Below are 12,597 nucleotides of genomic sequence, written 5' to 3' on the forward strand. Positions count from 1 at the left end.
TTACGCTATCAAACAACCTACCCGAGGGGGCGGCAGTATGTCTATTCTCAATGAAATAAGCGAATACATCCAGCGCGGCAGAGCGCCGGAGGTCGAGGCCTCCGTCACAAAGGCGCTTGAAGACGGCATTCCCGCGCAGCAGATACTTTCCGAAGGACTGCTCGACGGAATGAACGTCATCGGCGAGAAGTTTAAGAATAACGAAGTCTTCGTGCCGGAGGTGCTTATCGCCGCCCGCGCGATGAATAAAGGCACCGCGCTGCTCAAGCCCTACCTCGCCGCCGAAGGCGTCAGGGAGAAAGGCGTCGCCGTCATCGGTACCGTAAAGGGCGACCTGCACGACATAGGCAAAAACCTCGTCAAGATGATGATGGAGGGGCGCGGCATAAAGGTCATCGACGTCGGCGTAGACGTCCCCGCGCAGAAGTTCATCGACGTCGCCGAGGAGAACAACGCGCAGCTCATCTGCTGCTCCGCGCTGCTGACGACTACGATGAACGAGATGAAGAACGTCGTCGACGCAGTCAACGCCTCCGGGCTCAAGGGCAAGGTCAAGGTCATGGTCGGCGGCGCGCCCGTCAGCCAGGCGTTCGCCGACAGCATCGGCGCGGACTGCTATACCTCCGACGCCGCCTCTGCAGCCGAAGCCGCGGTGGGCTTCCTTGAATAGCAGTTTCGGAAATAATCGTTGAAACAAACCGCACGACCTGCGGTTTGTTTTTGTAAAAGCAAACGGAAAGGAGAGTGCGAATGCTTAAATTCATCGCCGGCAGAGCCGGAACCGGCAAGACCTATACCGCGCTGCGCGACGCCGTCGCGGCGGCGCCGTCGCATAAGATGACCTACATCATCGTGCCGGAGCAGAGCACGCTCTCTTATGAAAAACAGCTTATTGAATACAACGCCGAGGCGCGCCGTCTCGGTGTTGAAGTGCTGAGCTTTACCCGCCTTGTCGAGAAGGTCATGCTCGTCACGGGCGGGCTTGCCGGCAACTATATCGACTCCATGGGCAAGACCGCGCTCATCTACCGCGCTGTCTGCGACTGCGCGGATACGCTGACGCTCTTCGGCAAATACGCGGACGATCCGCGATTCGCCCTCCGCATCGCAGAGACCGCGGATGAGCTGAAGATAAACGGCGTTTCGCCGGATGCGCTCCTCGCCGCGTCCGAAGGCGAGGGGCTCGCTGATACCCTGCGCGGAAAGATGCGCGACACGGCGCTTATCGTCCGCGAATACGAGCGCCTTATCAGCGGCAGCTTCTTCGATCCCGCGGACAAGCTCACCGCGCTCGGCGAGATACTCGACGGCGAAGACTTCTTCTCCGGCTGCGCGGTCTACTTTGACGGCTTCGTCGGATTCACTCCGCAGGAGGAGAAGGTGATAGAGCGCATAATCAGACAGAGCGCAGTGTGCGTTATATCGCTGACCGCACCTTCGGCCGGTATGGACGTCGGCGAGGAGTTCTATCCCGTCGCGCTTATGGCAGAGCGCTTCCGCAACTTCGCCCGCGATATCGGCGTTGAGATCGGCGAAGCGACCGTGCTGAACGAAAACCACAAGTTTAAGACGCCCTCGATGCTCCTGCTTGAAAGCAAGCTCTATTCGGGCGAAAGCGGCGTTGTCGGCGGCGAAGGCATAACCGTTTACGCCGCCGCGGATCCTTACGACGAGATGCGCTACGTTGCCTCCGAGATCCGCCGCCTGACCGCCGAAGAGGGCTGCCGCTACCGCGACATCGCCGTTATCGCCGGAGATCTTGAAGCGTGCAGGAGCGCCGCGGAGATCGAGTTCGAGCTTTACGGCATACCTTACTTCATAGACTCGCGCCGCGACGTGCGCTTCAAGCCGTTGATGCGGCTCGTGCTTTTCGCCATCCGCGCCGCGACGCGCGGGATGTATTACGAGGATATGGCCGATCTCGCGAAGACCGGCCTTGCCGGTGTTGACGTCGAGCAGTCCTCGCTGCTCGAGAACTATATCAACCTCTGGCGCGTAAGCGGCGTAAAATGGGGGGCGCGGTTTACGCTGAATCCCTCCGGCTTCGCGGAGGAGATGAAAGAAAGCGACGTCGAGATGCTTGACGCCGTCAACGAGGCGAGGGATAAACTCGCGACGCCGCTTTTCGCGTTCGCGGAAAAACTCGCTTCCGCGCGCACCGCGGACGACTTCGCGAAGGCGATATACGAATACCTCGTTTCCGCCCGCACCGCGGAGACCATACGCGCGCAGCGTGAAGCCGCGCTCGCCGCCGGAGAGGAATACGACGGCGACAGGATGTGGGAGCTGCTGATGGACGTGCTCGACCGTATCTCGTCCGCCATGGGCGGAGAAACGATAGGCAAAGACAGCTACGCCGAGCTGCTTCGCATAATGTTTGAGAACGCCGACGTCGGCGTTATCCCGCCGCACGCGGACGAAGTCATAATCGGCAGCGAGGGCAGGGCGCGCGTCGAACACATAAAATACTGCTTCATCGTCGGCGCGACCGACGAAGCGTTCCCGCGTCCGTTCGGTCAGAAGGGCGTTTTCACAAACGCCGATAAAGAGGACCTCTTCAAGCTGGACGTTCCGCTTATTCACGAGGAGGAGGTGCGCCGCTGCGAGCTCATGCTGTCGGTCTACAACGCGCTGACGATCCCTTCGCACGGGCTCACCGTTTCCTACAGCGCGTCAGAAAGCGCGCTTTCCGTTTCCGCGCCGTCGCGCGTGATACTCGACCTTAAAAACACCTTTAAGGATTGCCGCAGGATAGAGGCGGATAATCTTGAATACGCCGATATATGCTCCGCGCCGGCGGCCGCGCTGGATATATGCGCGCCGTTCTACGAAGCGCCGGAGAACGTCGGGGAGGCCTCCGTCGCGGCGGCGGTTTCGCGCACTCCCGCGCTGGCGGCAAAGCTGGATTCCTACCGCGCGATGCGTGAGAGCGCGCTCCGTCCGCTCGACGCGGATGCCGCGGCGTACGTCGCCGGAAAGACGCGCGTCATGAGCGCGTCGAAGGCGGAGCAGTACGCCGGATGCCCGTACAGTTTCTTCTGCAAATACGGGCTTTCGCTTCGCCCGGAGGCGAAAGCGGAGCTCGATCCGCGCAACGTCGGGACCTTCGTCCACTACGTCCTCGAACGCACCGTCAGAGCGATTGCGGACGGCGGCGCCGGCGTAGACGTCGACGCGTATGCGAAGCGCGTTGCCGAGGAGTACGTCGAAAACTGCCTCGGCGGAAAAGAGAACCTGCCCGCGTCCTTCCTGCGCTCGATAACGACGACCACCGCGCTGATCGTCGAGCTTATCGGCTGTATCCGCGACGAACTCGCGGAGAGCGGCTATACTCCGACCGACTTCGAGCTCCCAATAGGCGAAGGCGGCGTCGATTCCTGGGTGATCGACGCGGACGGCGCCCCCGTCGGCTTCGAGGGCAAAATAGACCGCGTCGATATCTGCGAACGCGGAGGCCGCAAATACCTGCGCGTCATAGACTACAAAACGAATAAACAGAAAAAAGAAGTGTCGCTGCGCAGCGTCTACAACGGCGTCGATATGCAGATGTTCGTGTATCTCATCTCGCTCTGGCTGAACGGCGACGCCAGATACGGCGAAGGCGTTGCGCCCGCCGGCGTCTACTATTTCCCGGCGAACAGAGTCAGAGTCGACGCTTCGGACGGCAAGATTGCCGAAAAGCTCGCCGACGCGCGCACGATGTCCGGAATGGCGCTTGAGGATTCACCGATTGACGAGCGTCCGCCCGAGAAAAAACGCCCCGTCCGCTACTCATTTGAACAGCTTGCGCTGCTGAAAAACCATATCGAAAAGCTGACGCGCCGTATGCGCGAACAGCTTGCGGCGGGCAATATACCCAAATATCCGCTCAAAAAGGGCAGCGGCGAAAAACTGCCCTGCGAATACTGCGATTATATCTCTGTCTGCGGCGTGGATAAAGACAAGGTGGAACCGCGCGCGTTCGATATGATCAAAGACGAGAAGGTCTTTGAAAAACTGCGGGAGGAGGAAGCGGATGTATAAGGAAATAATCGGCTCATCAACTCCCTGGACCGACGAACAGAAGCTCGCGATAGGGCTCACGGGCGGTAGCGTGCTCGTTTCCGCCTCCGCGGGAAGCGGCAAGACCGCCGTCCTCACGGAACGCATCATGCAGCGCGTGATCGACGCGGACGATCCCGCCGACGTGCGCGACTTCGTCGTCGTCACCTTCACGAAGGCGGCGGCCGCGGAGATGAAGGCGCGCCTCGGCAAGAAGCTCAGCGACTACGCGCGTGAGCATCCGGAGAACAAGCACGTCAAAAACCAGCTTATGTATATTCCCGAGGCGCATATCTCGACGATAGACGCCTACTGCCTCTCGCTGCTTGAGAAGTATCAGGCCGCCGAGGGCGCGGACTATTCCGCGGGCGTGCGTATTTCCGCGGAGGGCGAGGCCGATCTGCTTTTCAAAAAAGCGCTCGCCGACGCAATCGAAGAAGAGTTCGACAAAGGCGACGCGGAGTTCTATGCGCTCGTCGACGCCATGGAAGACAGCAGCGGCGGCGCGTCCGATCTGAAGAGCGCAGTCTGCCGCCTGCACGAGCTTATGACCAGAACCCCCGACCGCGAGGAGTTCAAGGCGCGCGTTCTTGAAGCGTTCGGCGAGGATTATCACACCGCGGGAGGCGCCGCGTTCGAAGGTTTGTTTGCGGACTTTACGCTTGGTCTGAAGAGTTGGCATAAGCGCCTGCTCGATTTCGTTGCCGACGCGCCTGTTTGCGACGGAAACGCCGCGCTTGAAGAAAAAGTCAAAAAGCAGCTCAAGACGGCGGTAAGCTATATAGAGAACGTGTCGTCGCTGCTCGAAGCGGCTGAAGCGCGCGATTACGGGAAATGCGCGGAGCTGCTCGGTGTGAAACTTGAGAAAAAGAGCGACAGATCCGGTCTTCCGGCCGAATGGATGGATGAGCGTGACTACGTTATAGACGGCTGCAAAAAGTTCAGAGAATCATCTGCGGACGCCTTCGTGTTTACGGATGAAGCGATGCGTGCCGACGCGGAAGCGTTGAACGTTATCGTCCGCCGCCTGTTCGCTCTGCAGGAGCTGACGGAAAAGAAATACGCCGACCTGAAAAAAGACCGCGGCGTCTGGGACTACGCTGATCTCGAAACGAAGGCGCTGAACCTGCTTTGGAAGCGCGGCGAGGACGGTACGCTCCGCCGCACCGACGTTTCGCTCGAGGAGGGGAGGTCGCACCGCGAGATCCTCATCGACGAGTATCAGGACGTCAACGGGCTGCAGGAACTCATCTTCCGCGGCATTTGCTCCGAAGAGGAGAACAATATATTCATGGTCGGAGACGTCAAGCAGGCGATATACGGATTCCGCGGCGCGACGCCCGAGCTTTTCATGGACCACAGGCGCGAATACGCCCCCGCGGTCAGAGAGGACTGCGAATTTCCGGCCAAAATCGGCCTTAACAACAATTTCAGAAGCAGGAGCGCCGTTACCGACGCGGCGAACGCCGTCTTCAGCGCGGTTATGACGGGGGAGACCTGCGGCATAAACTACGGCGCGGAGGACCTGCTCCGCGCGGACCCCGGAAATGACAGGGAAAACCGCGGTTCCGGCGCGTATTTCACGCTCCTTCAGGGCGACAGCGCCGAGAAGGGGCGGTTAGCCGAAGGGCGTTACGTCGCCGCGAAGATCAAGGAACTGATCGCCGGCGGCATGACCGTAGTCGACAAGCGCGACAAGACCGAGCGCAAGGCGGACTTCGGCGACTTCGTCGTGCTGATGCGCGGCACTACGCAGCCGCATCTGCGTCCGATAACGGACGCGTTCGCCGAGGCGGGCATACCGTTTTCCGCTCCGGGCACGGATTCGTGCTTCGAGGTCCCGTCGGTGCGCAGGATGATCTCACTGCTGCGCGCGATAGACAACCCAATGAAGAATATCGATCTCGCCGCGGCTATGGTCAGCGGCGTCTTCGGATTCACCGAGAGCGAGCTGGTTTCAGTCCGCCGCCGCGGGCAGGGAGTGTTCTACTACGCCGTAAAAGCCGCCGCGGAGGCGGGGTATGCGAAGTGCGCCGCCTTCATCGCGAAGCTTGAGCATTTCCGCCGCAAGGCCGCCGCGCTGACGGCCGATAAGCTTATATGGTATATTTACAAAACGTCCGGATTTCTCGCGTTCGCGTCCGCGCTTAAGACGGGCAGGCGCGAGCGCGCCGCCCTCATGCGCTTCTACGAGGTGGCGAAGGCGTACGGCGCTTCCGGCAGGCAGGACCTTTCCGGCTTCATCGGCTACGTCGACAAGGTCATTTCGGAGGGCGTCAAAACCGGCGACAAGGGAACGTCCGGAGTCGGCGGCGAGGTCAGGATAATGAGCATTCACGCGTCGAAGGGGCTTGAGTTTCCGGTCTGCTTCATCTGCGACGCCGCCGCCAAATACAACGAAGACGATCTTAACAAGAGCTGTATAATCGGCGGCAGCTCCGCGTTCGGCATAAAGATCGCCACACCGGGAGAGCATACCGTGCGCAATACCGCCGCGAGGAAGCTCGCTGCGGCGAAGCTGAAGAAGAAGGGACGCGAGGAGGAAATGCGCCTGCTCTACGTCGCGATGACGCGCGCGATAGAACGCATAGAGATCGTCGCCTCCGTGAGCGATATCGACAAGGTCGTGCGGGAAAGCCGGCTGAAGCTGAACGCCGCAGGCGAGGCGGACGCCTACGACGTCACGCAGGCGAACAGCTTCCTGAAACTCGTTGCGCCCGTCGCGCTGGCGGAGAGGGGCGGCTTCGCCGTTTCGATAGATCCTGAGTTTGAGGTCTCCGCCGCCGGAGAGGAAGGCGCCGCGCCCGAGCCGGACGCAGAGCTCGCGCGGAAGATATACGACCGCATCAACGCGGAATACGGCTTTGCCGCGTCCGCGTCGGTGCCGACGAAGCTGACCGTCAGCGACATCGTCGCGATGAAGGCCGGCAAGAGCGAGAGCGACCGCTGCTGCGAGCGCAGACCCGCGTGTATGGACGCCGACAGGCGCGGCGGCGCCGAAGCCGGCACCGCGACCCACGCGTTCCTGCAGTTCGCGGACTTCGATAAGCTCGACGATCCCGAGGCGGAGCTCGAGCGGCTCGTTTTCCAGCGCTTCATAACCGAAAAGCAGGCGCGGATGGTGGACAGGCGCAAGCTTGACAACTTCATTTCCTCCGGGCTTTTCAAGCGGATACGTGCGGCTGAAAAGATGACGCGCGAGTTCAGATTCACCTTCGAGGCGGAGGCGTCCGATTATCTGCCCGACGCGCCTGAAGAGAAGCTGCTCGTTCAGGGCGCGATAGACTGCGTATTTGAAGAGGACGGCAGGTGCGTCGTCGTCGACTACAAAACAGACCGCATAAAAGACGACCTTGCCGAAAAGGCCGCCTACTACAAGCCGCAGCTTGAGATATACGCCCGCGGACTCGCCGAACTGACCGGCAAGGAGGTTTCGGAGGCGTTCCTCTTCTTCCTCGACGCAGGCGAAGAGGTGAAGGTGCTGTAGGGGAGAGCGCCGGTTATATAGGTTGACAGGACGAGACGAAACGGCTCGTCCTGTTTTTGCGTCTTTTCGGGTATTTGTGCACATATAGGGGAAAGGAAAGACAAAAAATTAGAAAAAGTTCCGAAAAACGCTTGACATTTGCTTTTCAAGGTGATAGAATACTAAAATCCATATTATCGCATTCTGGTATAATAGGTGGTTTAGCCGCGCCAAATTGCGTATAACAAGGAATAATTCCGTTTAAATCTGACGTTTCGCAATGGCGATTCGTCGTGCACGAACCGGCATTCGCCGGATGCCGGCGGGAAGCGGCTCTGCCGCGTTCCGTAAAATACAATAGGAGAGGTAAAAGAAATGGCAAACGTTCAACCGAAAGAGGTAAAATTCGGCAAAAAAACGAGAATGAATTTCGCCAAGATCGACGAAGTTCTCGAAATGCCGAATCTTATCGAGGTGCAGATCGATTCTTACAAGTGGTTCCTTAACGAAGGACTGCGCGAAGTATTCGAGGACGTTCCCTCGGTGAGCAATTTCTCCGGAAACCTGGTGCTCGACTTCGTCGACTATTCCATCGACGACAAGGCGAAGTACACCATCGCGGAGTGCAAGGAGAGAGACGCGACCTACGCGGCTCCGCTTCGCGTTAAAGTCCGTATGCTCAACAAGGAGACCGGAGAGGTCAAGGAATCCGATCTCTTCATGGGCGACATCCCCAAGATGACCCCCAGCGGAACATTTATTATCAACGGAGCCGAGCGTGTCGTGGTATCGCAGCTCGTCCGTTCCCCGGGTATGTACTACGACTTCACCCACGACAAGACCGGCAAGAAGCTCTTCACTTCGCAGGTCATCCCGAACAGAGGAGCGTGGCTGGAGTACGAGGTCGATCCGTCCGACGTTTTCTGGGTCAGGATAGACAAGAACAGAAAGCTTCCCGTCACGAAGCTTATCCGCGTTCTGAAGTGGCTGACCGGCGAAGACCTGCCCGTCGAGACCGACGAGGAGATCATGGAGCTGTTCGGCAACGACGAGCGCATCCGTCTCACTCTCGACAAGGATACTTCCAAGACGGTCGAGGACGCGATCATCGAGATCTACAAGAAGCTCCGTCCCGGCGAACTTCCGACTACGGACGCCGCCACCTCTCATATCTTCAACCTCTTCTTCGACCCCAAGAGATACGATCTCTGCCGCTTCGGCAGATTCAAGTACAACAAAAAGATGGCGCTGGCCGCGCGTATCCGCGACCAGATACTCGCCCGTCCCGTCGCCGATCCCTTCACCGGCGAAGTGCTCGACGTGCCGGTAGGCGAGCCCATCAGCCGCGAGAACTCCAAACTCATCGAGAGAAGAGGAGTCAACGAGGTTTGGCTCAAGGTCACGCATAAGGACATCGAGACCGGCGAAGAAAGCGAGCTTGAGATCAAAGCGTTCGCCAACAACATGGTCGACGCGTCGCTCCTTCTCAGCTTCGATCCCGCGGAAGTCGGCATCAACGAAAAGGTCCATCTTCCCACCCTCAAGCGCCTCGTGGACGAAGCCGAGAACGAAGAAGCGCTCAAATCTTCCGTTGCCGCGCATATCGCCGAGCTGATTCCGAAGAACATCATCGCCGACGATATCCTCGCTTCCATCAACTACCTCAACTGCCTGGAATACGGCGTCGGAACGACCGACGATATCGACCACCTCGGCAACCGCCGCATCCGTTCCGTCGGCGAGCTGCTGCAGAACCAGTTCCGCATCGGCTTCTCCCGCATGGAGCGCGTTATCCGCGAGAGAATGACGCTTCAGCGTCAGGACACCGAGGGCATTGACCCGCATTCCCTCATAAATATTAGACCGGTAGTCGCGGTAATGAAGGAGTTCTTCGGCTCCTCGCCGCTGTCTCAGTTTATGGATCAGACGAACCCCCTCGCCGAGCTGACTCATAAGAGAAGACTTTCCGCGCTGGGCCCCGGCGGTCTTTCCAGAGACCGCGCCGGATTCGAGGTCAGAGACGTACATCACTCCCACTACGGCAGAATGTGCCCGATCGAGACCCCCGAAGGTCCTAACATCGGACTTATTTCCTACCTTTCCACCTACGCCCGCATCGACGAGTACGGTTTCCTTGAAGCGCCTTACCGCAAGGTCGACAAGGAGACCGGCGCCGTCACCGACATCGTCGAGTATATGACAGCCGACGTCGAGGACGAATACATCGTCGCGCAGGCGAACGAAGAGCTCGACGAGAAGGGCAGATTCGTCCGTCCGCGCGTTACCGCGCGTTACCGTGACGAGATCCTCGAAGTCGACCGCGAGCGCGTCGATTACGTCGACGTCAGCCCGAGAATGATGGTTTCCGTCGCGACCGCGATGATTCCGTTCCTCGAGAACGACGACGCGAACCGCGCCCTGATGGGCTCGAACATGCAGAGACAGGCCGTTCCGCTGCTTACCACCGAAGCGCCCATCGTCGGCACCGGCATGGAATACAAGACCGCCGTCGACTCCGGCACCGTGGTGCTCGCGGAGAACGCCGGCACGGTCGTCCGCGTTTCCGCCGACGAGATCATCATCCAGCGCGACGACGACGGCGAGCTGGACACCTATCCGCTCATCAAGTTCCTGCGTTCCAACCAGGGCACCTGCATCAACCAGAAGCCCATCGTAGACAAGAACGAGAAGGTCGAGAAGGGCCAGGTCATCGCGGACGGCGCCTCCACCTCCGGCGGCGAGATTGCGCTCGGCAAGAACGTGCTCATCGGCTTTATGACCTGGGAGGGCTACAACTACGAAGACGCCGTTCTCATCAACGAGAATCTCGTCAAGGACGACGTTTACACTTCCATTCATATAGAAGAATACGAGATCGAATCCCGCGACACCAAGCTCGGACCGGAAGAGATCACCCGCGATATCCCGAACGTCGGCGACGAAGCGCTGAAGGATCTCGACAAGGACGGCATCATCCGCATCGGCGCCGAGGTGCACGCGCAGGATATCCTCGTCGGCAAGGTCACGCCCAAGGGCGAAACCGAGCTGACCGCCGAGGAACGCCTGCTCCGCGCGATTTTCGGCGAGAAGGCGAGAGAGGTCAGAGACACCTCCCTGAAGCTGCCTCACGGCGAATCCGGCATAGTCGTTGACGTCAAGGTCTTCACCAGAGAGAACTCCGACGAGCTTTCTCCCGGCGTCAACAAGGTCGTCAGAGTCTACGTCGCGCAGAAGCGCAAGATCTCCGTCGGTGACAAGATGGCCGGCCGCCACGGCAACAAGGGCGTTATTTCCAGAATACTGCCGCAGGAGGATATGCCCTTCCTGCCGGACGGCACTCCGCTTGACATAGTCCTGAATCCTCTGGGCGTTCCGTCCCGAATGAACATCGGACAGGTGCTTGAAGTCCACCTCGGCTACGCCGCCAAGGCGCTGGGCTGGAACATCATGACTCCGGTCTTCGACGGCGCGAAGGAAGAGGACATCCGCGAGCTGCTCAAGCGCAGCGGACTCTCCGAAGACGGCAAGAGCGTGCTTTACGACGGCCGTACCGGCGAGCCCTTCGATAACAGGATCACCGTCGGATATATGTACTTCCTGAAGCTGGCGCACCTTGTCGACGACAAGATCCACGCCCGTTCCACCGGCCCGTACTCCCTCGTCACTCAGCAGCCGCTGGGCGGCAAGGCGCAGTTCGGCGGACAGCGCTTCGGCGAAATGGAAGTCTGGGCGCTCGAGGCCTACGGCGCGGCGCACACCCTCCAGGAGATCCTTACCATCAAGTCGGACGATACCGACGGACGCGTCAAGACCTACGAATCAATAGTCAAGGGTCAGAACGTTCCCACTCCGGGCGTTCCCGAGTCCTTCAAGGTCCTTATCAAAGAGCTTCAGTCTCTGGTGCTCGACGTCAAGGTGCTTGACAAGGATATGAACGAGATCGACCTCAAAGAAGTTTCAGACGACGACGCCGTCGCTTACGTCGACGCTCCGCCGGAGTACGCCGCCAACGATGAGGACTTCGAAGACAGCGGATTCTCCATAACCGACGCGGACGATTTCGACGATTACGGCGGTTCGGAAGACGAATTCGGGTCCGACGAGGACTACGAAGACTTCCCGGGTTGACCGGAAGCGCATTGATCAGAGTTTGGAGGTAACGAAATGTCTAACAATACGATATTCGATGCAATAAAGATCGGTCTTGCGTCCCCCGAAACGATCAGAAGCTGGTCAAAGGGCGAGGTCAAGAAGCCGGAAACCATCAACTACAGAACGCTCAAGCCCGAGAAGGACGGCCTTTTCTGCGAGCGCATCTTCGGACCCACCAAGGACTGGGAATGCCACTGCGGAAAGTATAAGCGCATACGCTACAAGGGCAAGATCTGCGAAAAGTGCGGAGTCGAGGTCACTACCTCCAAGGTCCGCCGCGAGAGAATGGGTCATATCGAGCTCGCCTGCCCGGTATCTCACATCTGGTATTTCAAGGGAATACCCTCCCGCATAGGCCTCGTCATCGACGTCTCGCCGAAGGCGCTCGAGAAGGTGCTTTACTTCTCCGCCTACATCGTCACCGACAAGGGCGACGTCGACGGCATAGAGAACAAGCAGATACTCAGCGAGAAGGAATACTCCGACCTGCGTGAAGCGTATGAAGGCGACTTCGAAGCGGGAATGGGCGCGGAAGCTATCCAGAAGCTGCTCCGCCAGGTCGACGTCGAGAAGACCTGCGAAGAGCTGAAGGAAGAGCTCGAATCCGCCACCGGTCAGAAGAAGGCCAGGATCCTCAAGCGTCTTGAGGTCTTCGAGGCGTTCCGCAAGTCCGGCAACAAGCCCGAGTGGATGATCCTCGACGTGCTTCCGGTTATCCCGCCGGAGATCAGACCGATGGTCCAGCTCGACGGCGGCCGTTTCGCCACCAGCGACCTGAACGACCTTTACAGAAGGGTCATCAACAGAAACAACCGTCTGAAGAGACTGCTCGAGCTGAACGCTCCCGACGTCATCATCAGAAACGAGAAGCGTATGCTTCAGGAAGCCGTTGACGCCCTTATCGACAACGGCAGGCGCGGCCGTCCCGTCACGGGTCC

Annotated in this window: 5 protein-coding genes; all 5 read left to right on the top strand. The window is 59.2% G+C overall.

Translation table 11 applies throughout. The features are described from left to right. Positions 1-37: 37 nt before the first annotated feature. Positions 38-670, top strand: coding sequence for a corrinoid protein (locus IJL83_05350; GenBank protein MBQ6553021.1), 633 nt, complete (start codon positions 38-40; stop codon positions 668-670). Between the two features lie 80 nt (positions 671-750). Next, a complete protein-coding gene (locus tag IJL83_05355; protein MBQ6553022.1) occupies positions 751-4,023 on the top strand; it encodes a PD-(D/E)XK nuclease family protein in 3,273 nt (1,090 codons plus the stop codon). Next, on the top strand, positions 4,016-7,528 hold the full coding sequence (locus IJL83_05360; GenBank protein MBQ6553023.1) for a UvrD-helicase domain-containing protein: 3,513 nt from the start codon (positions 4,016-4,018) through the stop codon (positions 7,526-7,528). The genes IJL83_05355 and IJL83_05360 overlap by 8 nt, the downstream gene beginning before the upstream one ends. A 354-nt stretch (positions 7,529-7,882) precedes the next feature. Then, on the top strand, positions 7,883-11,635 hold the full coding sequence (rpoB, locus tag IJL83_05365; protein MBQ6553024.1) for a DNA-directed RNA polymerase subunit beta: 3,753 nt from the start codon (positions 7,883-7,885) through the stop codon (positions 11,633-11,635). Positions 11,636-11,671: 36 nt separating this feature from the next. Continuing rightward, the coding region (locus tag IJL83_05370; protein ID MBQ6553025.1) for a DNA-directed RNA polymerase subunit beta' at positions 11,672-12,597 on the top strand (926 nt) is incomplete at its 3' end.

The organism is Clostridia bacterium (assembly GCA_017438525.1).
Lineage (GTDB): Bacteria > Bacillota > Clostridia > Oscillospirales > RGIG8002 > RGIG8002.

Coding starts and splice junctions, on each gene's coding strand:
- IJL83_05350 (MBQ6553021.1), top strand. CDS start 38: ATGTCTATTCTCAATGAAATAAGCGAATACATCCAGCGCGGCAGAGCG.
- IJL83_05355 (MBQ6553022.1), top strand. CDS start 751: ATGCTTAAATTCATCGCCGGCAGAGCCGGAACCGGCAAGACCTATACC.
- IJL83_05360 (MBQ6553023.1), top strand. CDS start 4,016: ATGTATAAGGAAATAATCGGCTCATCAACTCCCTGGACCGACGAACAG.
- rpoB (MBQ6553024.1), top strand. CDS start 7,883: ATGGCAAACGTTCAACCGAAAGAGGTAAAATTCGGCAAAAAAACGAGA.